Origin of the sequence: Pseudorhodoferax aquiterrae (assembly GCF_014652235.1) — a bacterium.
Taxonomy (GTDB): domain Bacteria; phylum Pseudomonadota; class Gammaproteobacteria; order Burkholderiales; family Burkholderiaceae_C; genus Pseudorhodoferax; species Pseudorhodoferax aquiterrae.
The window spans coordinates 1-25,542 of sequence record NZ_BMYK01000044.1; the positions used below are offsets into that span (position 1 = coordinate 1).

The following is a 25,542-nucleotide window of genomic DNA, read 5'->3' on the forward strand; positions in this document are numbered from 1 at the left end:
GTGCTAGCTTTGCGTACCGTCACTTATTGCACTGAAAACGAGGAGACCCCTTCGACAGCTGGACTGACCTGCTCAATGCAGGTCGGCAGCCGCGCCGCAACACTTCTTGAATTTCTTCCCGCTTCCACATGGGCAGGGCTCATTGCGGCCTACCTTGGGTTGCATCGACTTGGCCAGTTCGCGCTCGTAGACGGCGCGCCTGAGCGGCAGCCAGTGGGCATGCATGTCCAGCACGGCCTGCGGAATCTGAAGTGCCAGCGCCGCCCTCATGGCGGGCGTCCTGGTGAGCGCGTCCTGGTCCGGGCCAAAGTCATCTTCCCCGAGCAGACCGATGGGTCTGAACCAGGCCTGCCCCTGCGCCGTCTGCAGCAGGGGTTGCCAGTCATTCCAGCACAGTCGCATTCCCTCCACGAAGCCATGCGCCCAAGACTCCGCGTCGTCGTACTGCTGCTGGTCGCCAGGGTAGCTCGCCGTGGACCAGCAAGGACTGATTTCCCGCGGCTCGCCTTCCAGACCGGAGATGACGCTGTTGAAGTGGCGCATGACCAGTCCCAGGATGTGGTTCACCTGGGCAACCGAATCCATCGGGGGCATCATTTCCTTGGTGCCCCAGATCTTGGGAAGCCAATGCGTCGGCTGGATGGTCACAGGTCCTATCGCGATGGCATGCATGAACCCATCCACCATGTCCAGCGTCATCACCTCGTCCGTGTCGACTTCGTAGAGAAGGAACTGGTCGAGCTCGTCGAACTCTTCATCGCTCAATGGGGAAAACGGGGTGGACATCGACGGTTTCGGCTGTGGACGCCGCCATTGTCCCGCACAGTCATCGGCGGCCCGTCGGCCGATGTCCTGGATGGCCCAATGCAGGGTCAGTCCTTGTGCCGACCAAAAGGCGGAACGCGAAGCCATTCACGCCGGGCCAAGACGCGACAAGGCTCGCGCAGGCGAGCGTCCGCATGCTCTAGCAAGTACGCGGAGCCGAGGACCTGTCTCGAACGAGCCACCTGGCGCGCATCGCACGACATGATCCGGCCCTACAGCGATGCGATGCGCCGAATGGATGAGAGCTTCTCATCGGCCAGACCGGCAAGATGCTCCTCCTGCATGCGGCCTTCTCGAAGCAGTTGAGCGAAGAGCAGGATCAACCGCGAGTATCGAAAATCGTACTTTGCTTCGATCTCGCGCCGCTTGTGATGCAGATGCTGCTCAATGGACCACATGTCGTCCGGCTCCGCCGCGGCAGCAGCCCTCGCTTTGAACTCCGCCATGATGTCCGCCAGCTCGGCCTTCAGGGCAAGCTCGAACACCCGGCGCGCGAGCCTCTTCTCGGCGTCAGACCACTTGAAGTCGTACACGGGCCCTCCTGATGTTCCAGCCTGAGATTGAGCAAGTGGTGAAGGCAATTCGCTCGCATCGACAAAGGGATATCCTCGGTTACTGCACATTGTGCGGAACCCCGTACCGCCCCTTGTAAGGTCCATCTGAGGTGAGGACTGCGCCGGTCGATTCCGGGCCACATGGCGGCCGTTCCATGTGCGAACAGCGACGAGTTCAAGACCTTGTACCTGATGGCTCAGGTCAACTCGCCGCTGGCGGACATCCACGGCTTATTTCCTACCTCACCGCCTTCGACCACACGGCAATGAACTCCGGCGTGCCGTTCATCGCACGCGAGTAGAGCCACTCCGGTGCGATGCGCTCGTGCGCGAGCGCCCAGATCGGCTTTGCCGCGTGGACTTGCTGGTTGCCGATGAAGATGTATTCGTTGCAGGCTGCGACGACTTCTGCCTCGTCCACGCCAGTGTTGCTGCCGCCACGCTCTGGGGCCGACGGGTCGAAGCGGTGGGTGACCCAGCACGCGATCACGACCTCGGGCTTGTACTTCGCGATCGCGGCCGCAGCATCGAGCTTTTCGACGTTGTCGCCATAGGACACGGTTGGCTGGCCAAGGCGTTGGTAGTACGCCTTCAGCTCGGGCTCTTCCTGTTGCCGGTTGTCCGTTGCGGGGATGCCCAAGGCCTCGGCGAGAACGCCGTTGCCAGCGCCGATCTCGATCGCGCGCCGACCGGCAATGCGGGCAATCAGGTAGTCGCACAGCTCTTCGGTGGGGAAGCCGTAGACGCCATGGCGCACGCCGAACAGCATGCGCTCATCGGGAGTGGTCGATGCGAGCATGCTCGCTGGAACGACCCGAACCCGACCTCGGGCGTCGAGCATGGCGGGAGCGATGTCCCGGACGGTTTTCGGATCAAGCGCAAACGTTCCCACGTGCGCATTCTAAGAACGGCACCGCGAGATGCGATGCCGTTGCAGGACTTACAGCGCTGCGTCCTTGAGCTTCTTCAGCGAGCGGACCTTCACGCGCACCGTGGCGGGCTTGGCCGCGAATTCGCGCTCGACCTTGGTGAACGGGTCGATGCCGCGGCGCTTCTTCTTCGCGGGAATGGCAACCGCGGTGACCTTGAGCAGGCCAGGGAGCGTGAACTCGCCCAGGCCCTTCTTGTTCAACGATGCGACCATCGTGGCTTCGAGTGCGGCCAGCACAGCCTTCACAGCCTTGGGCTCGACTCCGGTCGTATCGGCAAGATGCGCTTGCAGGGTGGATTTGTTGAAGGCCGTCTTGATTGGCTTGAGTGCGGCGGGCGCCGCCCCAGTCTTCTTGGCAGGTGCTGTTTTCGTTGCAGCAGCCTTCTTGGCTGCGGGCGCCGTCTTCGTCGTAGCAGCCTTCTTGGTTGCGGGTGCCGCCGTCTTCGCGGCGGTGGTCTTCTTGGCAGTTGCCATGTTGGAATCGTCCTTCTTCTATGAGATGCGCGGTGTCGCGCATCAAGATTCTAAGAAGGCAAGTCTGGCCGTAGAAGGAGCTGCGGCCCGCGTGCCGCGATCGGCGTGGCAAAGGTTGGCCATGACGCACCTCCGGTGCTGTTTCCTCCGTGAGGCCAAGCTCATCACGCGCCACTGCCAAGGTTGCCATCGACCTTGCCCAGCAGCGCGGTCAGCTGCTTGCGTTCGTCTGCGGACAAGTTGGCGAACAGGCTTGCAGCCCAGCGGCCATGCTGCTCGACTACCGTCTTGGCGAGACGCTTGCCCTTGTCGGTAAGTTGAACGCGCCGCGCACGACGGTCGTTGGCATCGGCACGTCGTTCGATCAGCTCTTCGCGCTCAAGGCCGTCGAGCAGTCCCGAAACGGTTCCACGCGTCCACTCCCGCTTGCTCTGCCAGCGCATTGGGTGCCAGTCCGTAGGTCGAGGCATCGAGCAGCGCCAACAGCACGAAGCGCCCCTCGGACAAGCCATGCGGCTCCAGCAAGGCAACGCAGCCGCGGTCGATGCCCGCGGCGACGGAGAGCGTCTGGAAACACAGGCGCGCGCCTTCCACGTCGGGAAGACCGCGTCGCTCCGCCTCCGCAAATAGCGCAAGATACTTCTGTTCTAGGTTCATGGTGCTGCCCTACGTTCTGGCGCCGAACTCTAGCCACCCGCTTGTCGTGGAGAAAACCACGCGCCGGCAGTTGCACGACAGCGTCGACCCGATGCCAGGTCGCACGGGTCAGATCGACGTGCGTCCCGGCGCCGACCAGCAGGGCATGGCTCGGCGTTACTAGGCCTGCGCACATTCGAAGCCAAGGGCACGGTGCAGGCAGGACGCGGGCGAGGGTGACGCCCGCACGGCGAACACCATCAGCACACCTGCCGATCAGTCGCTTGGCGCCTGCCGCAGTTTGGCAAGCACTGCGAGCTCGTGCCGCAGTTCCTCCAGGTGCCGAGCAGCCTCTCGGTGAAGCTCCGTTGCACGGCCAGGCAGCGGCTCGCCCGAAGGCACGCAGCCCGACTCCACTGAGTCGCGCAGGATGTTGACGGCGGCCTGCAGCGCTGTGTCGAGGTCAATGTCCATCGTCAAACTCAATGCCGAAGCATAAACGCCGCCACCAGCAGCAGCGTGCCGGCTGCGATCCAGCAGGCCGCATAATGCCCGTAGGGCGGCGGCTTCACCTGCGCGAGGAACTCAGCGAGTTGCCGATCCTGGAACAGCACGTCGCGGCGACGACTCAGCGCAGCGCGCGTCAAAGCGTGTTCCACACCTCGTACGAAACAGCCGGCGGCGCAGAACAACACGAGCGGGAAAACCCACCACAGGACCGACGACAGGGATTCGACTTCTTGCATGGGCGGGCCTCAGGTGCAGGGCTCAGGCTCGGGTTTGGAACCGCGAGCACGCACAGCATTGTCGCCGTGCTCAGAAGGCCCCCTTCAGGGCTTCGCGATTCCGCAGGCACGTAGGCCTTCGTCATCGCGGTGCGTTGGCGTCCCAGGTGGGCAGTCCTGTGCGTCGTTCTCGCGTGGCAGCCCGGCCCACGCAAAGTTCGGGGCCACGGCGCTGCGTGGCCGTCACGTGTCAACTTCATTTGACTGCGGCAGAACCAGTTTGCTAGATTGCGCTTCGTGAACTGCCGAAAGGCAAACACGCGGCGCCTCGGTTCTTGAAAGGCGCACGGCTCGACCCCCAAGGTCGGGCCCAGAACACATCTGTCACTGCAACCCGGACGGGGATCAGCTTCCCCGTCCAGACCTTGCGGTCAGGCTCGGGTATGCCGGTCTCTTTCCATTTTTTGGAGATCACCATGGCAAACCAAGCTCAAGCGCAATCCGAGTACTTCAACCTCCACGTCTCCGGCGTTGGCTACCTCAGCCGCGTCCGCTGGGTCGGCAACAACAGCCGCAGCGGCGGCCGTCGATCCGAACCGTTCCTGAGCTGCGCCATCAACGCGCTCCGGGGAAACAGCGACGATCCGCAGTACACCTACTTCGACCTCAAGGTCAACGGAAGTGACGCGATCGAAATCATCCGCAACCTGGAGAAGGCTGCAAACGAGGGCCGCAAGGTCGTCGTGTCGTTCAAGGCCGGAGATATCTATGTCCACCAGTACGACCGGCAAGTGCGGGATGCCCAGGGCGGGCAGTCCAACAAGACCGAGAAGGCAGCGCTCGTCAAGGGACGCCTGATCCTCATCAACACCGCCAAGGTGGATGGGGAACTGGTGTACCGCCGCGAGAGCGAAGAGCCCGGTGCAGGTGGCGAGGACGGCGATTCGCAGGCCACTTCGCACGCCGGCCCGGACCAGGAAGAACCTGCCCGCGTCCAGCGGGAGGATCGCTACGAGGACCGCGAAGAGGACCGCCACCAAGGCCGTCCGCAGTCGCGCAACTTCGTCAGCGAACCGAGGCGCGAGCGCCGCTGGTCGCGGTCTACCCGCGGCTGATGTGAGCCGTTGAAGCACCCCGATCCGCATGGATCGGGGTGTTCTCTTCGCCTTCGGCGCGAGCGCTGATTCAGCGCCAATGAGTCTTAGAATTGCTCGAAAATTGCACGGTCAATAGGGCAAAAACTGTGCGATTCGTGTTTACTTTCTGGTAATCTTGACAGGTTCCCGAGTGTTTTCTGGTGTCACTACAAACCAGGTGCCGGTCTTCCGGCTGCAGCATCTCAACCCCCGAACGGTGCACGTCGAAAGACCGGGGTACAAGTCCAAGGCGCTATCTCGCTGATCCGCAAACTTCGTCGTTGCGCTTAATCTCTGTCGGGCTGGAAACCTGCCAGTAGATCAGAGCCCATTGCGCCAACCTGCCACCCCGGTACGTTGGCGCAATCCATTTTCAGCAGTCTTGTCGCCGTGGCCACGCCACGACGACACATCCCGACGGGACACCGATCCCGTCGCGGGCTTGCGTGCTTCCGTTTCCATCCCCCCAAACGGAGCACATCATGATCAAGATCGAGCGCACCACGCTGCGCGTCAAGAAGATCCAACAAAGCAAGAACGGCCCCTTTGCGGTCGCCAATCTCTTCACCGAGATCGGCGAGTTCAAGGTGAAGGACTCGCTGCTGGACCAGTTCGATGAAGGCGAATACCAGGCCACGGTGTGGATCTCCGAGATCTACCTGGGCCAGTACGTTGCCTACGGCAGGGCCGTGGCGGAAGTCAGGGCCAAGCTGCACGACATCCGCGTCGAGTCCGCGTCCGAGCTCGATGAGGCCCCAGAGCCTCCCGAGCCGGACCCGATTGACGAAATCGAAGCACCGCGGGCAACGCGCAGGCCGGAGAAGCCTTCGAGGCAGCCGGCCACGCCGCCAACGACGCAGCCGCAGAAGGATGTCGACAGAGCCGGCTCCACTGGCGATCTGTCCGACCTGAAGTCCGCGCTGCAAGGTATCGGCCGCAAGGCCAAGCCTGAACTGCAGGCCAAGTCGCCGATCAATCTTGCCGAGCTCTTCGGCGTAGAACTTTGCGTGCGCATTCGGCAACGCGAGCCGGTCAAGCTCGACTCCACGGTCGACCGCGCCTTGTTCCGCCGCCAGGCGGCCACACTGCGCGAAGAGCTGGGCTACGAGTTCGATCCGATGCAACAGACGTTCAACCCGGTCAACTGACCAAACACACAACCCGCGCTGCGGGTTGTTCCATGCGCCCGAGGTGGACGCATCGAACGGCCCGCAGAGCGAAGACTCTCAGCCTGGGTGGCGGCAGCCTGATGTGCCGCGGCCATTGCGATTGAGGGTGCCCGGGTCAAAGCCACGCCCGCGCACCACTCACGCGCCATTCCTTGGCCACCAGGGCCCCGCACCGGTGGCCGGCATGCATGGCAAGTCCCATGCAGCCAGGGGCAGCGTTCAACCAGATCTCAAAACGAGGAAGCCGATGGATTCCCGCAGCGCCTGGCCAGGGCAGGGCGCTGCGGGAAACCATCTCTCCAACCGACGATGGATTCAGGCGCGCTCAGCCATGCAAGCGCGCAGCCGGCACTGCCGGCCAGGCACATCTCTCATCAACCCCGACGGGCGCACGCCCGTCGGGGTGGCTCCCGTTCCCATCAGGAGCTCACCATGAAGACACCCGTCACGTTCTCGACTTCCGACGCAACGTCGCACGCGCCGTTGATCGTGCGCGACCGCAACGGCGAATACTTCTCGGCGCAGCCCGAGGACATCCTGCAGGCCGCACGTGCGCTGCTGGAACGCAAGCTACAGGGCCAGGTCTTCCTCGACCGGCCAGAGACCGTCCAGGACTACCTGCGCACGCGCATAGGCCACCTGGACCACGAGGTGTTCGGCGTCGTCCACCTGGACGCGCAGCACCGCATGATCAAGGCCGAAGAGATGTTTCGCGGCTCCATTTCGCAGACGTCGGTCTACCCGCGCGAAGTCGTCAAGGACTGCCTGCTCTCCAACAGTGCTGCCGTCATCCTGTACCACAACCACCCGAGCGGCTCGCCAGAGCCTTCCAGGGCCGACGAAGCGTTGACGCAGCAGCTCAAGGCTGCCTTGAGTCTCGTCGATGTGCGCGTGCTGGACCACATCGTGGTCACGAGCACCACGACGATGAGCTTCGCCCAGCGTGGACTGATCTGACATGGCCATGGCCCTCTTCAACATCCAGCTCGCCGACGGCTCCGTCATGACCACCACCTGCCGGCGCGTTCGCGCGACGGTCGATGGCAAGGCCTTCTGGTTCGCGATCCATCAGTTCCCGGGCAGGGTGCCCAAGTCGATCTCGCACATCGCCAGCGGCAAGCGCGTCTGCGACCTTCCAACAGGGGTCGCGTTCGCGATGCACCGGCGGCCGGACGAGCGGGAGATGGCGATGGAGGCGCTGGCGGCGGTTGCGCAGCGTGTGGGTCCCGCCCGCATGCGCGAGACCTTGGAGGCCGCAGAACGTGAGCCGCGCAGCTGCGCAGGCACACCACATGGAAGTCAGCCGCAAGGCTGAACTTCCAAGGAACCCGATGGGTTCCTCCAGCGCCTGCACCGCGGGCGCTGCAGGAAACCATCCACCAACACCATGGTTTCAGGCGCGCTCAGCCTTGCAAGCGCGCACGGCGGCAACGCCGAGGCACATCTCATCATCACCAACCCGACAGGTTGCCGCCTGTCCGGGCGGCCTCCTGTCACAACCCAGGAGTTTCGATGTTCATGCATTCACACCCGGCAGCTCCGCAAGAGACGGCCACGGCCGCGCCACCCGCGCACGGTGTTCTCGCAGCCGCCTGCGGCAGGTCTGATCTGAAGCTGACGGTGCTGCAAAGCGCCGCGGGCTTCTACCTCGGCACCTTCTGCCCAGCAGAAGGCCCCTTCACGCGGGAATCCGTCGAGTACTTCCCGACCCGCTTGCTGGCGGACGGCGCGCTTAGCAGCGGCCGTTGGACGCAACGCGCGCACCTCTGATCCCTGGCCAGCAGGCCACTTTTCCTCAACCGCAGGACTGCAAGCCCTGCGGGGCCTGCATCCACCCATGGAGATCCACATGTCATTTGTTCGCTCGCAGGAGCTGCCTGCCTATTCGACCGACCGTACGGCCGCTCGCACGGCCGAGGGCTTGCCGATCTGGACCGGTGCCGAGCCTGTGCCCGCCATCGGGGACGACGTTCACATTCGCGTCAACGGCATCGGCAACGCGAAGGTTGTCGGCTACGGCATCCAGGAGGACTATCTCGGCGTCATGGTCTACCCGCTCGACCCGCCCCAGTGGTGGATTGATCAGAACGGCCAGCCGTCGCCAGACAAGCCAGCGCTTGCCTTCGGAGCAGAAATTCGCTGCATCACGAAGGGAGCATGAGATGGCACTGATGTTCGCGCGCCTGGCGCACAACTTCATCAAGAACGGGTACTACCCGACCGACGAGGTCACCATGCAGCGCATCGTTCAGATGCTGCGCTGCGCCGGCACCGCATCGCATCGCATGCTCGATCCCTGCTGCGGCGAGGGCGCTGCTCTGGCGGACGTTCGGCATAGCCTGCTGGAAGCGGCGGCTGCGCAGGACCCGGGCGCGAAGATCGCCATCGAAGCCCTGGGCATCGAGTTCGATCAGGAGCGTGCCTGGCACGCCAAGCAGTGCCTTGACCGCGTGATCCATGCCGACTTCCACGACGTGGTGGTCAAGCCTCGGTCGATCGGGCTGCTGTTCTTGAATCCGCCCTATGGCTTCGGTGTTTCGGACAAGGCCAGCGCCAACGCTCGCACGGTGGACGCAGAGAAGGCCGAGCGCCTCGAACGCACGTTCCTGTTCAAGTGCACGCCGCTGCTCGCGCAGCACGGTGTTCTGGTGTTCCTCCTCCCGCACTATGCGCTGGACGAGGACATGCGGGCACACCTGGCGCGCAACTACCAGAACGTGCAGGCCTTCATGGCCCCCGAGCAGCGCTTCCGGCAGTGCGTGATCGTCGCAGCCCGCCGCAAGTCCGGCAACGCCAGCAAGCAGGTGATGGAGATGCTTGCGCAGGTGCAGACCGGCGAGGGTGTCCAGGAGCTGCCGGAAGAATGGGTGTCAGAGCCCTACGTCGTGCCGGCCGTTGTCGATGGCGAGTTCAACTTCCACGCGGTGCGCATCGATGCGCCCCAGCTCGGCGACGAGCTGGATCGTTACCGTCAACACCTGCTGTGGGAAGGGTTCGATGCCCACTTCCACCGCGCGTCCTATGTCTGCCGGCCCACGCTGCGCGAGATGACGCCATGGCATCTGGCTCTGTCTCTGGCTGCCGGCCAGGTCACGGGGCACTTTCGTTCGGTGCAGGGACGCGAGTTCTTGCTCAAAGGCGACACGTTCAAGCACAAGCAGCGGACGGTCACGAGCGAAGTGAACGAGAAGGGCGAGGCCAGCCAGGTCATCACCATGCTCGACCGCTTCGTGCCGGTCATCAACGCGATCGAGTTCACGCCGGACCACCGGCTGGGCCAGATCGTCAAGGTGGCGTGACCATGGGAAATGGCACAGCCCCGCTCTTCGAGCTTGGCAGCATCGTGATGACGCGGGGTGTCGACGCGCTCGTCCAGGCGGGCGTGTTCGACTCTCCGCTGCTCTACGTCCTGCTGCATGTCGTGGGCGAGTGGTCCGAGATGAGCTCCGACGACCGCAGGCGCAACCTGCAGGCCGTCCTGGACGGAGAGCGCATCGTCTCCGCCTTCCAGGTCACGGACACCGTGAAGATCTACGTGATCACCGAGCAGGATCGCAGCGTGACGACGCTGCTCCTTCCTTCGGAGTACTGATCCACACAAGGGAAGCGACGGCTTCCCGCTGCATCTGGCTTCATCGAGTCCGGGTGCAGCGGGAAACCGTCAACCGACACCAAGCGGTTTCCAGGGCGCGCTCAGCCCTTCGAGCGCGCCTGCCACATCCGTGGCTGGGCAAGGTGGCACTTCGGTGCCTTATCACCAACCCGTGCGGGGCCAAGCCCCGCTGGGGCGGAGCCTTGCGCATTTCTGGAGTTTTCCATGATCGAGTTCGATACCGCCATCTGCAAGCGGGACGGCAACTGGCATGCCCAGTCCACGATGATGATCGACGACACGAACCGCGAGTTGAAGATCGTCACCATGAAGCACCACGATGGCGTTGTCCGCACGCGGGCAAGCGTCCACCGGCTCGTGGGCACCGAAAGGCGCTTCACGGTGGGCTTCGGCATCAACGGCGACTTTTCGGCGCCGATGATGGCGATGCGCTACCAGCGTGTCACGGAGAAGACCGTCAGCACGCAACACGCCACGTGTCTGGCCCAAGCAGAGAGCGTCCTGTTTCAGGTGCGCGATCACTATGCCAAGCAGAAGGCCGCCGCCGAGCCGGTGGAGGCCACGGTCGACGGCGATGCCGAGGTAACGGCTTGAGCGCGGCGGCGCGGCTGACGAACGAGGAGTTCGTCGCCGAGCTGATGCAGTTCAGCTACTTCGGTGCGTTGAGCCAGGTGTTCGTCATCGAGGCGATCCGCCGCTATGCCGACCAGGTGGCGGCGGCCCAGCCCTCCGAGGTCGACACGCCGTTCCTGAGCGGTCCGGTCTGGATCGGCGTTGCCAAGGAGATCCAGGCCAAGGTGTACAACCAGTACGACGTCGACGCCGACATGGTGGTCCAGAAGCCCGACTAGGGTTGTCGCTGCCCGGCACTGCGCATCTGCGCGGTGCCGGGCCAGTGATTCTCTGGACGGCGGCCCGCGTCGATGCCACACTTCGAACCCGAACCCTGATGGGTTCCCACAGCGCCCTGCTGGCCAGGGCGCTTCGGGAAACCATCCTTCCATCCACGATGGTTTCAGGCGCGCTCGGCCTTGCAAGCGCGCCGGCTGGAGACAGCCAGGCATTTCTTCATCAACCCTTGTGGGATCACGCATCCCGCATGGGCACGTGACCCGCTCTTCAACCCTCTGGGGACAACCGGTCCCCGCTGGGCTCGGTCGTCCCTGCAACCTGGAGACGACCTTGTTTGAATCCCTGAACGACGACCAGCGCAGGCTGTTCCACGCGGCCCTGGCCGACTGGCTGCTTGCGCCGGCGAAGCCGATTTCGAGGCCATCGAAGCCCTGCGCGAAGAGATCGCGCCTGGCGAGGTGTGCTCGATGCTCAGGCTGATCCGGACGTGTTTTGCGCGTCCTGAACTTCAAGCGCGTGTGCCGGCTGCGCTGGTGGCACTGCTACGAGAACGGAATTTGCTGCGGCCCGCCGCTGCCTTGACCGTGCTCGCAACTGCGGCAGGGCGTCCTTGACGTCCAACTCCTCCAGCAGCACGGACCAGTCCGGCTGCTGAGGGGGAGTGCCTGCCACGAGTTCGAGGTGCGGTTTGCGGTGCATGTGCGCAGTGTCGCACCTCTGGTCGCCCCTGCGCACGGCAGCGGCTTCCGCTTGCACCTGGTCACGTCGGATGCAAGGGGAAACCGTCAACCAACCACAAACGGTTTCTCGGGTGCGCTCAGCCCTTCGAGCGCGCCAGCCACATCCGTGGCTGGGCACAACGGCACCTCGGTGCCAACTTCATCAACCCATGCGGGGCCGCGCCCCGCAAGGGGTGCGCCCGCGCCTTTCAGGAGCGGACCATGCGAATCCAACTCGAAAGCACCAGCTGCGGCTGGTCGGCCGAGACACTTATCGAGCTCGATCAGCAACGCGTGCTGGTCATCCGGACTGCTCGCGCGTCGGGAAACCAGGCCAACCTGGTGACGCGCGCGACGGTTTCTACCCGTCTCGAAGATGGAGAACTGATCTACGACATCGGTGGCGATGCGCGCCAGGGCGACTTCGACCAGCTCATGGTGTCCACGCCATGCATGCAGAACAGCCACATCACCAAGGTGCTCGTGCGCGAGCAGCACGACAAGGTGCTGGGCACGCTGCCAGATCTCCGCTCGCGAATCACGCAGCACTACCGGCACGTTCCGCCCTTGGACTGCTCGGCGTGCCGCGAGGAACCAGGGGCACACCATGGCTGAGATCGAACGACTTGCCCAGGAGGTCGTCAATCGGTGGGAGAAGGGAGATCTGGCCGAAGCGGTCAGGGCGCTGTCACAGCACCTTGAATCGTTGAAGTCCGAGCGCCTGGCCTGCCGCCACCACATCGCCGCCGCGGAGCAGCTCCATTGCGATGAGGACGTGCAGGTCGATGACGATGCAACGGTGTCCCCAACGGACGACGGATGCTGGGTCAGCGCCTGGTTGAAGGTACGCGACGAGGATGTGCAGGAGCCAGAGCATGGCTGACACCCTGTACCGCGTTCAAGAGTTCCCGGAGGTCTTCGTCGATGCTTGCCTGCGGGACAGCAGCGGCACCATGAAGTTCCTGTCGGTCTACGGCCGCGACGGCTCGCTGATGCAGTTCGAGGCAGCGATGCAGCTGGGTCACAAGGAGGGCGGCGTCAGCCGATTTCAACTGGTGGCCGATGGCGCGCGCCATGCAGTCGACGTTGGCAATGCCAACGGGCTGACCACGTTCTCGGGGCGTCTGCCGCGGCAGAACGTGTTCGGCCCGCTGTCGCAGGTGTGGATGTACGACAAGGCATTCACCACGTTGGACCGGCCCAACCGGATCGGCTGGGTGATGCACCGGGCTGGCACCGGGCAGGGGGCGCAGGATCGCTTGCGCGGCCTGCTGGACCAGGCCTGGGAGCTGACCCGTCAGCTGTCTCCGGTCGCGCTGCTCGACGCCTGGCGTCCCGAGTTGCAGGCCTGGTGCATGGAGAAGCTGGCCTACCAGCGCCTCGGTGACGCCCTGTACCCGCCTCTCGGCCAGGTGGACGCCATGCGCGTCAGCATTTCTGACCACTTCCTTCGCTTCGTCAGCGACCAAGTCCGCCAGAGGGTGTTCGTCCTCTAGCCCCACGCCCGCCGGCCTCATCCGCCGGCGGCGCATCCCAAGCTGCGCGTCAGGCCCATCGGGGGTCGGCGCGCATTTCGTTCTTCACTACCTCACCCACAAGGAGAGATCCATGCAAACCACCAACGACCTCGCGGTCATCGACAGTCCCGACGCGGCGGCCGTGGCCATGCCGGACCAGCAGCAGGATGCGGCCATCTCCGCCGAGACGCTGCAAGAGCAACCCGATGTGGCCGAGCGTGCCGACATCATGGATGGCGTCATCAGCGAGACCATCGCCCTGGGCGATTTCATGCGAAGCTTCGGCGCCAGCATGCTGGAGCAGGTCAAGGCGAGCAACCCGCCCGTCTACCAGCCAGCGCTGGACCAGCATCTGCCGGTCTGGCAGGCGCGGCGAGCCGTGATGGCGTCGCTGCGGCGCAGGCCGTTTCCGGCGCAATCCGAGGCCGTGCAAGCCGTGTGCAAGCTCTTGCTGGACCGTGGCGAACCCGCTGCGGTCCTGAACGCCGAGATGGGTTCGGGCAAGACCATGATGGCGATCTGCGCGGCCGCGGTGCTCCAACAGGAGCATCCGCGCACTCTGGTGATCAGCCCGCCCCACCTGGTCTACAAGTGGCGACGGGAGATCATGGAGACGGTGCCAGGGGCCAAGGTCTGGGTGCTCAACGGTCCCGACACGCTGCGCAAGCTGCTGCAGGTGCGCGCGACGCTGGGGTTGAAGAGTCGTCATCCCGAGTTCTACGTGCTCGGCCGTGTGCGCATGCGCATGGGTTTCCACTGGAGGCCGGCTTTCATCACACGCCGCCTGCGGGACGAAGGGCAGACCCATACGGTCGCTTGCTGTCCGCAGTGCATGGCTCCGCTCGACCGCATGGACCCGGACGGTCCGCGCGCCTGGCTGTCGGCAGAACTGGCCGCGGCCGTGCTGAGCGGCATGCGCATGCAGTGCACCGTCAAGTCCTGCAGGAGCCCGCTGTGGACGCTGATCCGGCCGGGCACCGCGAAGCAGTCGCTTCGCGACCTGGTTGGTGCGGCCATGCAGCAGCTGCCCACGATCGGCCCCGTCGCCTCCAAGCGGCTGCTGGACATGTTCGGCGAGTCGCTGCTGGGCTCGATGCTGGAGGACAACGTCTATGAGTTCATCAACCTCATGGACGAGAACGGCGACATGGTCTTCAGCGACCGGCAGGCGCGCAGGCTGGAGCGGTCCATGGCGAGCTTCGAGTTCTCGATCGGACAAGGTGGCTACCAGGCCACCGAGTTCATCAAGCGCTATCTGCCGAAGAACTACTTCGGCCTGCTGGTCGTCGATGAAGGCCACGAGTACAAGAACGAGGGATCGGCCCAGGGCCAGGCCATGGGCGTGCTGGCCAGCCAGTGTCGCAAGACGCTGCTGCTGACCGGTACGCTGATGGGCGGCTACGCCGACGACCTGTTCCACCTGCTGTGGCGGCTGAACCCCGCCGTGATGGTGGCCGACGGTTTCAAGCCCAGCGAGCGGGGCTCGTTCCACGGTGCCAACATGGCGTTCATGCGCGAGCATGGGGTGCTCAAGGAGGTGTACCGGGAAACCGGTGCATCGTCGCATCGCACGGCCAAGGCCAAGAGCCTGACGGTCCGCACCAGCAAGGCGCCGGGCTTCGGCCCTGTCGGCATCCTGCGCTATGTGTTGCCCATCACGGTGTTCCTGAAGCTCCGGGAGATCGACGCGAAGGCGCTACCGCACTACGAGGAGGTCTTCGAGCCGGTGGAGATGGACGATGCGCAGGGTGCGGCGTACGCGCTCATGGCCTCCACGCTCGTGCGCATCCTGAAACAGGCGCTGGCCTTGAAGGACAGCACCTTGCTGGGTGTCGTGATGAACGTGCTGCTGGCTTGGCCAGACTGCTGCTTCCGGCCGGAAACGGTCCGCCATCCACGAACGCGCGCATTGCTGCACAAGCAGCCCGCCATGTTCGACGACACCACGCTGATGCCCAAGGAGGCCAGGCTGGTGGAGATCTGCAAGCAGGAGAAGGCGGCCGGGCGTCGGGTGCTCGCGTACACGATCTATTCGGGTACGCGGGACACGACCGCCAGGCTGCGCAACCAGCTCGAGGTCCGCGGCTTCAAGGTCGCTGTTCTGCGCGCGAGCGTGGATGCGTCCAAGCGCGAGGACTGGGTGGCAGACCAGGTCGAGCGCGGCGTCGACGTCGTGCTGTGCAACCCCGAACTCGTGAAAACGGGTCTCGATCTATTGGAGTTCCCGACCATCGTCTTCATGCAGTCTGGCTTCAATGTCTACACCGTCCAGCAAGCCGCAAGGCGCAGCTGGCGGATCGGGCAGCGCAAGTCGGTCAAGGTGTACTACCTTGGCTATGCGCTCACCACGCAGATGGACTGCCTGCGGCTCATGGGCAAGAAGATCGCGGTGTCGCAGTCGACCTCGGGCGACATGCCGGAATCCGGTCTCGACGTCCTGAACGACTCCCAGGGTGACAGCCTGGAAGTGACGCTGGCGAAGGAACTGCTGGCCGCCGCGTGAACATACGCGGTACACGCGAGGCACCCATCTCGGTTCGCCGAGGTGGGGCTTTCGCCTCCGTCGGGTCGGTGGTGGCGGACTGAGCGTCGACTTTCCGACGGAAGCGGGACGGCTGGTCAATGCCCTCTCATCGGGTCGCGGCGCTGTCCCACGCTGCGGCGCCCATCGTCCGAGACACTGGGGACCCAAGTCAAACAGGAGTCAACATGGGAATTCTGAGCGACATTCTCGGCAAGATCTTTCCCTCTTCCCACGCAGCGAATCCGTCGGCTACGCCTGCCGCGGTCCCGCCAACAGCAGGACCAGCAGGTGCTGCCTCTGCGGCACCGGTCGCTCCGCCTCCCGCGTCGCAGCCGACGGGTGGTGGTATGGGTGCAACAGCGCCCCAGCCGATGACGCAGGTCGACGTCGAGCAGATGCTCAACGAAATGGCGGCCAGATCCAGCGAGAAGCTGAACTGGAGGACATCCATCGTCGACCTCATGAAGCTGCTCGGTTTGGACAGCTCACTTGGCGCGCGAAAGGAGTTGGCCCAGGAGCTCCATTACACCGGTGACACCAACGACTCCGCAGCCATGAACGTATGGCTTCACCGGCAGGTCATGAACAAGGTGGCAGCCAACGGTGGTAAAGTGCCAGCCGACCTACGCGACTGAGATTCGGGATGGGTTCCGGCCGGAGGAGTGAATTCGCGCTCAGCTTTGCGGAACAAATCCGCTCTGCACCTGGTTGCGGCCTCGCTCCTTCGCAGCGTAAAGGGCCGCGTCGCTTGCCGCAATCAGTTCGGTCGGGTTGCTTTGCGCGTCAGGGACGAGCGCCGCGACGCCCAGGCTGACCGTCACGACGCCCATCGTCGATCCAGCATGTGGGATGGCCAGCTCCTTGACGGCGCGACGAGCCGCCTCTGCGACCGCAGTTGCGCCCTCGACGCCGGCCCGCGCAAGAGGATGACCATCTCCTCGCCTCCGTAGCGTGCGACAAAATCTTCAGGGCGACGTACCACGGCTCGCAGGGCGGCGGCAACGCGGGTCAGGCAGTTGTCGCCCTTGACGTGGCCGTAGGTGTCGTTGAACTGCTTGAAGAAGTCCACGTCGACCATGACCAATGCGAGCGCCGTCCCGTCACGTTGCGCTTGTTTGAAGGCTCTGGCCAGACGTCGATCAAAGTACCCGCGGTTCGGCAGTCCAGTGAGTCCGTCGAGCTGTGCCATTTTCTGCAGGCGGGCGTTGGCGACGGCAAGCGCGTTGTGCGCCTCGCGAAGCTCCTTCTCTGCGCGGACGCGTTGGCGCAGCGCACGTCGGATGACGCGTACTCCGCCGAGCAGCGCCGCGCACAGAAGGAGAACCCAAAGGGTCTGCAGCCAGGACGAAACGCGCCAGGCGGAAAGGACCTCGTCATGCGACGAGGAGGCGATGACGACGAGCGGATAGCTCCTGCCACGTTCAAAGCTGTAGAACCGTTGGATGCCGTCGATCGGAGAGCGTGCATCACCGAAGCCAGCGTTGGCGCTTCCCAGAACCCGCTCCAGCGCATCTGCGGACTTGCCGATGTCGGAAGCGATCAGTGGATGCCTGGCGGCGAAGTGGCCGGCGACGACCAGGGTCAGCGCGCCTTCGCCCACGTCGAATCGCTCAAGCACACGGCGCAGGTGCTCCAAGCTCAAGGTTGCCAGCACGACGCCCGCGAACCTGCCTTCCGCATCGTTCATCCGACGAGAAATAGGGACGACCCATTGGCTCGAAGAGTGGCTGATGATCGGTGCTCCCACCAACGCGGTGCCGCTCGGATTGCTGCGGTGGTGGCTGAAGTAGGAGCGGTCTGCATTGTTGAGAGTGGATTCCCAACGGGACTCCGATGTCGCGATCCAGGTCCCCGCGGCGTTGTACAAGAAGAGCCCCTGGAGCTGCTCCGTTCTCGCCACATGGTTCACCAGGACCGGTTGCAGATCCATGAGCATGTCGTTCGTCATCTCACTGCGCTCAAGGGTCTGAACCAGGCTGTCGAGGATTTGCTCATGGAGGCCATCTACCGTTCGGCGGAGCTCGGCCGACCTGTGCGCATTCCTTCACCCCATACGTCCGAAGGCAAGGCATGAACGTCAGCGACCACCTCATCGAACGTCTGCTTCGCCACCGGAAACAAACACAACACGAAAGAAGTTGACATCCCCGGGCATTCGCACCCAAAGTGAGCCTGCCGCCGCACCCCTACTGCGGCGTGCCGGAATGATGAAGTTGACGTAGTCCCTGTACGGCTGGAGTTGGGGCGGCTCTGGCATTGGAATCAAGGACGGTTCGATGAAGGACGCCCTGTTGCGCGCCATGGGTGTGGCGATGGATGGCCTTGACGTCGGGTTGTGCGCGTTCGACGGGGAGGAGCGCGCGCGCTGTTGGAACACGGCTTTCCTGGAATTTTTTCCGGAGCAGCTCGGGAACATCCAGATTGGCGACACCGCCCGCGACATCCTTCGACGCTTTTACGAGCGCAGGCTGGGCAAGCTCAGTGCGTCTTCCATGGAGCGGCTCGTCGACGAAGGGCTGCAAAGATACAGGTCCCAGAGGACTCCGTACGAGTTTGACCATGGAGGCTTTCGGCTGCGCGTCGTTTCCATCGACGCGGCTGTTTTGGGCCGCATCCGTCTATGGAAGAAGGTGAGCACTCTTTCCAATGGTGTTGCCGCACCGCTGCCGCCTGCGGCGAACAGCGTGACCGTCGACGCGACCAACATCCTTGATCGCCTGGCAGATGGTGTGGCGGTCGTCGACCCCAGCGACACGATCGTGTGGGCAAACGCTGCCTTTCTTGGCCTGTACGGGTTCGGCACGTCCGCGCAGGCGATCGGACGGCGAATGCAGCAGATCCTCGAGTCCGCGTGGGGTGGAAACGCAGACGACGGTGCGCTGGGCGAAGGTTTGAAGCTGCTCAACGACCGGCGTCATTTTGTCGGTTTTCCTTTCGAGCTCCAGCTGCCACACGGGCGATGTGTCCGTGTTGTCGAGCAGCGCGCTGAGGGCGAGGGCCTGAGCTATCTCATCCACGCCGATGTCACCAGCTTCAGGCAGCAGCAGGCATCCTTGGCCAGGACCGAGGAACGCTACCGTCTGCTTGCCGAGTACTCGCAGGACATCATCCTCTATGTGGTCGGCGCAACCGTCACCTATGCTTCACCTGCGCTGAGGGACTTCCTTGGCTGGAACGACGAGGACGTCGTCGGCAAGCCTGTGGCGGACTTTTGCCACTCCGAGGATGCACTGCAGGTCGCCAAACAGCTGCACGCACTTGGAGAGCGCCAGGAGGTGGACTACCGGGCACGTGCCCTTCACCGCGACGGAAGCTACGTCTGGATCGAGGCACGGGCGCGCAAGCTTCCAGACGATCGAACGGGACTTCCGCGTTTCGTGATCAACGCACGGGCGATCAATGCGCGCAAAGCCATCGAGGACGAACTCGAGTGTGCCAAGCATCGTCTGCTGGAACTCGCGATGACCGACGGCCTGACCGGGCTGGCCAACCGCCGAAAGCTCGACGAGGCGCTCGAACTGGAGTTTCGTCGGTCGCAGAGGGAAGGGGTCCCATTGGCCGTGATGATCCTGGACATCGATCATTTCAAGATGCTCAACGATGCGCATGGCCACCAGGTGGGCGACGCGGTCCTGAAGAGGATGGCGGAAATCCTGACGACGTTTCCGAATCGAGCAGGCGACCTCGCTGCCCGCATGGGAGGTGAGGAGTTCGTGCTCCTGTTGCCAGGGGCGAACTACCAGCAGGCCCTGAGCATGGCCGAACGGGTAAGAGAAACGGTGCAGCACACCGCGTTCGATCCACCCGTCAACGTGTCGGTGACCGTCAGCATCGGTGTGGCTGCTGTGGATTCACACGCCACTGACTCTGGAGAGCAACTGGTCAGCCTTGCTGATGGCGCCTTGTACGTCGCCAAGCGTTCTGGACGCAACCGGGTCGTGTCCGCCTGAGTCAAGTGAGTTGAGGTCAGGCGTGAGCCGGGCCGTCAAACAGCGGATGCTGCAGCGACCTCGGTTTTGAAGAGGTCCGAAGCGCCGGCATGAATGTTGGTGCCGTGCGAAAGGCGTCGCGGACGGCGTCGGGAAGGGGTGCAAAACGAACGCCGTTGGGAGTGTGCAGTGAACATTCTGGTTCGACCCATTCGGGTTCCATGGCGCCTCGTGATCAGCGTACTGGCCTTCGGCGGCGCAACGTTGTTGCTCGCAGGCCTTGTTCTTCATCAGGCTGAGCGCTGGAGCCAGGGTGCCGCGGTGGAAGCTTTGCGTGTCACAGTGCGTCTTGGCGCGCACAGCATGGATCAATGGATTGCAGAACGGTTCGCTGACGCTGATGTGCTTGCGGCCAACACGTTGGTCATGCAGTCACATCCGGCAGGCAAGCCGGACCCGGAGAACGCCGTAATCGCCAATGTCCAACAGCATTTGGATGCCATCAGGCGGCGGTACAACTACAGATCGGTCAGATCCTCCGGCATGCGATGTGGCCTGTCGTGCCCTGACCCGCTTCCAGCTGAGTGATCAATCGCGAGCGGTCGACTTTCGTGTTCCTGGCGACGCTCCGAGGATCCTCGCTGCGCTGGTCAGGGTTTGACGGGTCCTCCAGTAGTCCGCCCAGGGGTCTTCCTGCTGAAAGCTGAGGTACTCCCTAGCCGTCGCAATCGTCCACTGAGACCCGCTCTTGAGCTCCGCCAGCTGTTCCCAGGCGAGCGGCATCGACACGCCCAGTCCCGGGCGCGACCTGGCCGAGAAGGCCGCGGCGGTGGTGGCCCCATGGCCGTTGCGCAGATAGTCCACGAAAAGCTTGCCCACCCGGTTCTTGGGACCGCTTTTGGCTACGAAGCGCGACGGAATGGTGCGGGCAAGGTGCTGGACCACTGCTTGGGAGAAATTCTTGACCGTGTCGTAATCCAGTCGCGGGCTCAGCGGCACGACCACGTGCAGGCCCTTTCCGCCGGAGGTCTTCAGCCAGGACTGCATCCCTAACTGTTCCAGCATGGCGCGCACGAGGATGGCCGCCTCCTGTACGTGCTCCCACGGCGTGCCCTCGCCAGGGTCCAGGTCGAAGACGATGCGGTCGGGCTTGTCGATGTTCTTGGCCAGAGAGTTCCAGGTGTGGAACTCAATGACGTTCATCTGCGCGCACGCGATGAGCGCCTTGGCATCGGCGACCTCTAGCAGCTCGGCATGACCCGGCCACAGGTGCGCGGGAAGGTTGCGCACGTGCGGGATGGACAACTTGTCGTCGTGCTTCTGGAAAAACAGTTCGCCCGTGATACCGCTGGGCCCGCGCACCAAGGAGACCGGCCGCCCCTTCAGGTGCGGCAGCATCCAGTCAGCGACGCTCTCGTAGTAGTGCACGAGGTCGACTTTGCGCAGGCCGGTCGACGGGTCGATGACCCGCTCCGGGTTGGTGACCTTGATGGTCGATTTGGCGGGAGGTGAGGAAGGGGCGCTGGCTTTGCCACCTGCAGCCTTCGGCCGCTCCCGGATGATGTGGTTCGGCGGCTTGTCGGTGCGCACGCCCCGGAAGACCGGATGCCGGATGCGACCATCCGGTGTCCATTCGGAGAAGGTAACTTCCACGACCATCTTGGGCTGGACCCAGCGTTCCTCGCCCGCGCGCCGCTTGGACCAGCGACCGGGCTTGGCTTCCTCGGTATCGACGGTCGGCGCGTCCACGGCCAGCTTGGACAGGGCCTGCTTCAACTCCCGGCCCTTGGCGGACCCCCAGCCCGTGCCGACGGAGCCCGCGAACCGCAACTCGCCTCCTTCGTGAAAGCCAAGCAGCAGGCTGCCCACTTCACCAGGGGCGCCGGCGCGGTCGGTGTAGCCAACCACCACGAACTCCTGCCGGTTCTGGCATTTGAGCTTGAGCCAGGTCTCCGTGCGACCGGAAACGTACGGCGCGTCCGCCTTCTTGACCATGACCCCTTCCATGCCCATCCGGCAGGCGGCGTTGAGCAGGTCGCCCGGGACCACGTCGAAGGCCTGGCTGAAATGCAGGATGCTGCTTTGGTTTCTCTCAAGGAGCTCTTGCAGGGCCGCGCGCCGGCTCGCCAAGGCCACCTCGCGAATGTCCTTGCCGCCCAGGAATGGCACGTCGAACAGGAACATCTCCACGTTTGCCGTCCGCGTGTTGTCGATGGCGTTCTGCAAGAGGTTGAAGTCCGGGATGCCCGCCTCGTTCAGCACCACTATCTCGCCGTCCAGCCAGGCGCTGTCCAAGCCCAGTTCGGCCAGGGCGTCGGCGATGGGCTGCAGCTTGTCGGTCCAGTCATGGCGGTTGCGGGTGAACAGCCTCGCCCGACCTCCCTCGATGCGGGCCAGCATCCGGTAGCCATCGAACTTGCCTTCAACCACCCAGTCGCCAGGGGGCACAGAAGACACCAGCGTTGCCAGCTGCGGCTGCAATTTGGCGGGCAAGGCCGCGTCCGCGCCCCGTTGGATGTGCTGCGCCGCCTCGGCAGGGGAGGGGCGCGAGGCACGAGGACGTTCGCGGGGCTCGCGCTCCTCGACCAAGCCGAGTGGCTTGGCCACGACGCTGTCCGGCAGCGCCGTGATGACGTTGTACTCGGTGCTCGGCCGGGCCCAGGCGTCGCCGCGCTTCTTGAGAAACAGCCACTGCTCTTGCTTCTTCTCGCCAGGCTTGGAGATGCGCACCAGCTCCCACAGCCCGGCGAGCTTCTCGCCGTGCAGCTTGAAGATGAGCTTGCCCTTGGCCATCGCCTCCTGCGGGTCGCCGACGGGCTCCCAGGTCCCTCGGTCCCAGACGATGACCGTGCCCCCGCCATATTCGCCTTTGGGAATCTCGCCCTCGAAGGCGTTGTAGCTGATGGGGTGGTCCTCGACATGGATGGCCATCTGCTTGAGGGCTGGGTCATAGGAGGGGCCCTTGGGGACGGCCCAGGACACCATGACGCCGCCCAGCTCCAGGCGCAGGTCGTAGTGCAGGCGCGAAGCCCAGTGCTTCTGGATGACGAACGCCAGCTGCTTGCGCTTGCCGGTCTGCCTGCCGCGTGGCGTGGTGCCGCTAGGCTCCGCCGTCTTGGTGAAGTCGCGCTTGGCGTTGTAACGCGCGAGAGGCTCTGCTGGCGGCGGGTCTTCGGCGGGACTCGCGCGCTTGGGGGCAGTGGTCGCTGCAGCGGACGTTGCGCGCCTCGTCTGCCGCTTGGGCGATGCCTGCTGAACTTCAGCCCATACGGGAGCGTGGTCGCTTGCGCCTTCACGGCCCCGCTCGTCGCGGTCCACGCCAGCATCTACGACCTTCAGCGCTGCGCCGACCAGGATGTGGTCAATGCGCAGCCCGGCGTTGCGTTCCCAGCGCTTGCGGCGGTAGTCCCAGAAACTGAACTGCTTGCCACCCGGATGCACGCTCTCGAGCGCATCGGTCCAGCCCTGGGAAAGGATGCTGGCGAACGCCTTGCGTGGCTCGGGCTGCAGCAACGCATCGTCGCGCCAGGTGTCGGGCTTGTAGATGTCGTTATCGGTTGGCACGACGTTCCAGTCGCCCAGGAGGACGACCGGCTGGCCCGAGTCCCAAAGCTCCTGTGCTCGCATGCGCATGCGCTCGAACCAGCGCAGCTTGTAGTCGAACTTGGGCCCTGGTTGCGGATTGCCGTTGGGCAAGTACAGGCAGGCATAGAGCACGCCATTGATGGCCGCCTCACAGTAGCGCGCTTCCCTGTCGCTGGGGTCGCCAGGAAGTGCGGTCACCACCGGCAGCGGTTCGTGGCCCCGAGCCAGGAGCGCGACGCCGTTCCAAGTGCGCTGCCCGACGACGAGGGCTTCGTAGCCCAAAACCCGAAGCTCCTCAACGGGAAAACTGGCGGTGGGGGTTTTGAGCTCCTGCAACGCCACCACGTCGGGCCGCGTGCGCGCCAGCCAGGCGCAGAGCAGGTCGATGCGCTTGACGACGTTGTTGATGTTCCAAGTGGCGACGCGCATGGCGTCTGTTCAGGTCGCTCCTACGGCCCGGGCTAGAGGCGGCCGTACTTGCCGTGACTGCTGGCGGACCTACCGACGTGACGCGCCTGGAGCTTCTTCCAAAGGAAGCCGGCGACAGCCATGAAAATCATCTTGCGCATAGAGTCCTCCGCATTCGCGCTTTGATGCTGCATGCTTGAGGTGGCGGTGGAAGTCAGCGTCTGGCACGAAGTGCCGTCGGCCGTGGCCGTCGGCTCTGGACGGTCAGCGTTTTCCGGCTCGCAAAGTGGAAGGCGTCTAGTGGTGGACGATGTGGGCCACGGGCATGCTCTTCCTAACCTGTCCATTCAAGTTGGAGAACACCATGGCTGACGACAAGACCAAGTCCGGCGGTTCCGACCGCACCCGCATCAACGTAAACGAGGACTACGAACTGCGGGACTGGGCCAGCAAGTTGAGCGTGACTCCTGAACGACTGAAAGAGGCGGTCCAAGCGGTTGGGAGCAGCGCCGATAAGGTCGAGCAGTACCTCAGGGACGCGAAGCGCTGAAGCGGACCGCGTTCAAGCGACCAGTTCGCGCTGACGTCCTCGGCTATCCCTCCGCGCGCGTAATGGCCGATGGCCAGTCCCAGCGGCAGCCACGCGGAAACGGATGCCTGACCGCTGCGCCAGACGAGGGTGTCATAGGTGACCTGGCCCGTGGCGAGGAGCTGAAGGAGCCGCTCGGTGCTGACAGGGCCTTGCTTGCGCTCTGCCAAGTACCACCACAAGGCGTCCGGTGCGTCGATGTACGTCATGTGGCCAACGTAGCAAAGCCGCGGCTCTTCCACAATCGGCCGGAAGCTCCTATCGACAGTGAAAATTCACGAGCATGCAGCGCAGGCCTTACGGGTGCGCAGGGCGGCCCACAGCAGCGCCCAGCAGCGTGACCTGCGCTGGAGGTCGCATACCAATTACCTGCACCTCAGGGCCGAGAGCTCGCCAGCTCACCTACAGCATCGAACAGCGCGTCGAGTTCCACTGACTTGTCGAACAGAGCATCGACGCCCACTTCCGCGCAACGGGTGCGCATGTCCGCCGTCGCATAGTTTGTCACCACAAACAGGCGCCTGGGCGGTCCGCGCGACTTAAAAGCGCGTGCGACACCCAACCCCGAGCCTTGCTTCAGAAACAGGTCGACCAATGCCAAATCCCACTCGAGGGGCTGCATCGCGACGATGGCCTCCGTCTCCCCCTCTGCGAAGCCGACAATCTCCACACTGAAGAGGTCGGACAAGGTTTCGGTGAGGCTCTCCCGAATCACGGGGTTGTCTTCAACGAGGAATATGCGAACAGGCATGTCGATGTGCCAGACGCAGCTTCATTCTTGGGCATGGTGCCAAGGCTGGCACGTCCCTCAGCTGCTGGTCGTAGGACGGCCTTCCATGAGCAGCGCTGGGCTGCTCGTACCTTCGCCGACAGCGGCGCGCAGCTGTGCGACGTCATGCTCCAAATCGGGAATCAGCGACAGTGAGTCCGAAGCCAACAGAAGAACTTCGCGGTTAAGGCGTCCGTCGTCGTAAAGGCTCAGCAGCTTGAGCACGAGCTCATTGGCCAGCGCGCGCATCTCATCGCTCGCTTCTGCGTCAACGAGCGTGTTGCTGCACTGCTCAAGAAGTTGCCGTGGAAAAACTTGGTGCATCAGGACGGGAGCCGGTGAGAGCGGCCGCACGTGTCAGCGGTGGCTTGGGTCACCGCTTTCACCGTGCCGAGCAAGCCCGCGCGACGCGCGCAGAGAAGGACACGAAGTTACGCAGCTTCTCCGATGCATCAAGGCGAAGCTGCTCGGCGTGACGGCGCTGCAAGTCGTCTGGCTGCCCGTGCACAGCCTGCCGAAAGAACGTCATTTCCGCTGCCTGCGCGGCCCGATGGGCGTCTGCCCAAGCGCTGAAAGCTTGATGGAAC

Annotated in this window: 27 protein-coding genes and 3 pseudogenes; 18 read left to right on the top strand and 12 right to left on the bottom strand. The window is 64.0% G+C overall.

The features are described 5' to 3' along the window. Positions 1–72 precede the first annotated feature (72 nt). The 7 genes and pseudogenes from IE209_RS31680 to IE209_RS31710 all read right to left on the bottom strand — a co-directional run bounded on the left by IE209_RS31680 (position 73) and on the right by IE209_RS31710 (position 4,166). Positions 73–912, bottom strand: a complete 840-nt coding sequence (locus IE209_RS31680) for a UPF0149 family protein (protein WP_189690846.1) — start codon at positions 910–912, stop codon at positions 73–75. 125 nt (positions 913–1,037) lie between these two features. After that, positions 1,038–1,358 (bottom strand): fluorescence recovery protein, encoded by a 321-nt coding sequence (gene frp / locus IE209_RS31685; protein ID WP_189690847.1) that lies wholly within the window; start codon positions 1,356–1,358, stop codon positions 1,038–1,040. Positions 1,359–1,617: 259 nt separating this feature from the next. Beyond that, a complete protein-coding gene (locus tag IE209_RS31690; protein ID WP_189690848.1) occupies positions 1,618–2,178 on the bottom strand; it encodes a hypothetical protein in 561 nt (186 codons plus the stop codon). 141 nt (positions 2,179–2,319) lie between these two features. After that, on the bottom strand, positions 2,320–2,784 hold the full coding sequence (locus IE209_RS31695) for an HU family DNA-binding protein (RefSeq protein WP_189690849.1): 465 nt from the start codon (positions 2,782–2,784) through the stop codon (positions 2,320–2,322). 164 nt (positions 2,785–2,948) lie between these two features. Further along, positions 2,949–3,441, bottom strand: a pseudogene (locus IE209_RS31700) (MarR family winged helix-turn-helix transcriptional regulator). Positions 3,442–3,696: 255 nt separating this feature from the next. Beyond that, positions 3,697–3,894 carry a hypothetical protein gene (locus IE209_RS31705; RefSeq protein WP_189690850.1) on the bottom strand — a complete coding sequence of 66 codons (198 nt, stop codon included), beginning with the start codon at positions 3,892–3,894 and terminating at the stop codon, positions 3,697–3,699. Positions 3,895–3,902: 8 nt separating this feature from the next. Continuing rightward, a complete protein-coding gene (locus IE209_RS31710; RefSeq protein WP_189690851.1) occupies positions 3,903–4,166 on the bottom strand; it encodes a hypothetical protein in 264 nt (87 codons plus the stop codon). A 455-nt stretch (positions 4,167–4,621) separates the two neighbouring features. On the opposite strand from IE209_RS31710, the gene IE209_RS31715 reads away from it, so the two are divergent. From IE209_RS31715 to IE209_RS31785, 15 genes are all read left to right on the top strand, one after another. Next, positions 4,622–5,260 (top strand): DUF3577 domain-containing protein, encoded by a 639-nt coding sequence (locus IE209_RS31715; RefSeq protein WP_189690852.1) that lies wholly within the window; start codon positions 4,622–4,624, stop codon positions 5,258–5,260. A 503-nt stretch (positions 5,261–5,763) separates the two neighbouring features. Then, positions 5,764–6,429, top strand: coding sequence for a DUF3275 family protein (locus IE209_RS31720; RefSeq protein WP_189690853.1), 666 nt, complete (start codon positions 5,764–5,766; stop codon positions 6,427–6,429). A gap of 453 nt (positions 6,430–6,882) precedes the next feature. Then, on the top strand, positions 6,883–7,407 hold the full coding sequence (gene radC / locus IE209_RS31725; RefSeq protein WP_189690854.1) for a RadC family protein: 525 nt from the start codon (positions 6,883–6,885) through the stop codon (positions 7,405–7,407). A gap of 1 nt (position 7,408) precedes the next feature. Next, complete coding sequence (locus IE209_RS31730) at positions 7,409–7,765, top strand: hypothetical protein (RefSeq protein WP_189690855.1); 357 nt, start codon at positions 7,409–7,411, stop codon at positions 7,763–7,765. A gap of 197 nt (positions 7,766–7,962) precedes the next feature. Then, complete coding sequence (locus IE209_RS31735) at positions 7,963–8,220, top strand: hypothetical protein (protein WP_189690882.1); 258 nt, start codon at positions 7,963–7,965, stop codon at positions 8,218–8,220. Positions 8,221–8,287: 67 nt separating this feature from the next. Beyond that, complete coding sequence (locus IE209_RS31740; protein WP_229883158.1) at positions 8,288–8,611, top strand: hypothetical protein; 324 nt, start codon at positions 8,288–8,290, stop codon at positions 8,609–8,611. Between the two features lie 10 nt (positions 8,612–8,621). Then, entirely contained in the window at positions 8,622–9,749 is a 1,128-nt protein-coding gene (locus IE209_RS31745; protein WP_229883159.1) for a DUF6094 domain-containing protein, read from the top strand. Between the two features lie 2 nt (positions 9,750–9,751). After that, entirely contained in the window at positions 9,752–10,042 is a 291-nt protein-coding gene (locus IE209_RS31750; RefSeq protein WP_189690856.1) for a hypothetical protein, read from the top strand. Positions 10,043–10,267: 225 nt separating this feature from the next. After that, entirely contained in the window at positions 10,268–10,657 is a 390-nt protein-coding gene (locus IE209_RS31755; protein WP_189690857.1) for a hypothetical protein, read from the top strand. Next, positions 10,654–10,914: a hypothetical protein gene (locus IE209_RS31760; protein WP_229883160.1), complete on the top strand. Its 261-nt coding sequence runs from the start codon at positions 10,654–10,656 to the stop codon at positions 10,912–10,914. Before IE209_RS31755 ends, IE209_RS31760 begins: the two co-directional genes overlap by 4 nt. A gap of 942 nt (positions 10,915–11,856) precedes the next feature. After that, on the top strand, positions 11,857–12,249 hold the full coding sequence (locus IE209_RS31765; RefSeq protein WP_189690858.1) for a hypothetical protein: 393 nt from the start codon (positions 11,857–11,859) through the stop codon (positions 12,247–12,249). Next, entirely contained in the window at positions 12,242–12,517 is a 276-nt protein-coding gene (locus IE209_RS31770; RefSeq protein ID WP_189690859.1) for a hypothetical protein, read from the top strand. Before IE209_RS31765 ends, IE209_RS31770 begins: the two co-directional genes overlap by 8 nt. After that, positions 12,510–13,130, top strand: a complete 621-nt coding sequence (locus tag IE209_RS31775; protein ID WP_189690860.1) for a hypothetical protein — start codon at positions 12,510–12,512, stop codon at positions 13,128–13,130. The genes IE209_RS31770 and IE209_RS31775 overlap by 8 nt, the downstream gene beginning before the upstream one ends. Positions 13,131–13,299: 169 nt before the next feature. After that, complete coding sequence (locus IE209_RS31780; RefSeq protein WP_444544360.1) at positions 13,300–15,654, top strand: DEAD/DEAH box helicase family protein; 2,355 nt, start codon at positions 13,300–13,302, stop codon at positions 15,652–15,654. A gap of 206 nt (positions 15,655–15,860) precedes the next feature. Further along, positions 15,861–16,310 carry a DUF3597 domain-containing protein gene (locus IE209_RS31785; protein ID WP_189690861.1) on the top strand — a complete coding sequence of 150 codons (450 nt, stop codon included), beginning with the start codon at positions 15,861–15,863 and terminating at the stop codon, positions 16,308–16,310. A gap of 39 nt (positions 16,311–16,349) precedes the next feature. On the opposite strand, the pseudogene IE209_RS31795 reads toward IE209_RS31785, so the two are convergent. Beyond that, positions 16,350–17,623: pseudogene (locus IE209_RS31795) on the bottom strand (GGDEF domain-containing protein). A 328-nt stretch (positions 17,624–17,951) separates the two neighbouring features. Between IE209_RS31795 and IE209_RS31800 the strand changes: the two are divergent. Both IE209_RS31800 and IE209_RS31805 read left to right on the top strand, forming a co-directional pair. Continuing rightward, positions 17,952–19,625 carry a diguanylate cyclase gene (locus tag IE209_RS31800; RefSeq protein ID WP_189690863.1) on the top strand — a complete coding sequence of 558 codons (1,674 nt, stop codon included), beginning with the start codon at positions 17,952–17,954 and terminating at the stop codon, positions 19,623–19,625. A 168-nt stretch (positions 19,626–19,793) separates the two neighbouring features. Then, complete coding sequence (locus tag IE209_RS31805) at positions 19,794–20,192, top strand: hypothetical protein (protein WP_189690864.1); 399 nt, start codon at positions 19,794–19,796, stop codon at positions 20,190–20,192. Here the strand turns inward: IE209_RS31805 and ligD are convergent, their stop codons facing one another. Next, entirely contained in the window at positions 20,193–23,618 is a 3,426-nt protein-coding gene (gene ligD, locus IE209_RS31810) for a DNA ligase D (RefSeq protein WP_189690865.1), read from the bottom strand. It abuts the gene before it with no gap. Between the two features lie 343 nt (positions 23,619–23,961). Between ligD and IE209_RS31815 the strand changes: the two genes are divergently transcribed. Further along, positions 23,962–24,147 (top strand): DUF3606 domain-containing protein, encoded by a 186-nt coding sequence (locus IE209_RS31815; RefSeq protein ID WP_189690866.1) that lies wholly within the window; start codon positions 23,962–23,964, stop codon positions 24,145–24,147. A 116-nt stretch (positions 24,148–24,263) separates the two neighbouring features. Here the strand turns inward: IE209_RS31815 and IE209_RS34475 are convergent. The 3 genes and pseudogenes from IE209_RS34475 to IE209_RS31825 form a co-directional block, all read right to left on the bottom strand. Continuing rightward, positions 24,264–24,395: pseudogene (locus IE209_RS34475) on the bottom strand (GYF domain-containing protein); the annotation flags it as partial. 167 nt (positions 24,396–24,562) lie between these two features. After that, positions 24,563–24,937, bottom strand: coding sequence for a response regulator (locus IE209_RS31820; protein WP_189690867.1), 375 nt, complete (start codon positions 24,935–24,937; stop codon positions 24,563–24,565). 57 nt (positions 24,938–24,994) lie between these two features. Then, on the bottom strand, positions 24,995–25,279 hold the full coding sequence (locus IE209_RS31825) for a hypothetical protein (RefSeq protein ID WP_189690868.1): 285 nt from the start codon (positions 25,277–25,279) through the stop codon (positions 24,995–24,997). Between the last annotated feature and the right edge of the window lie 263 nt (positions 25,280–25,542).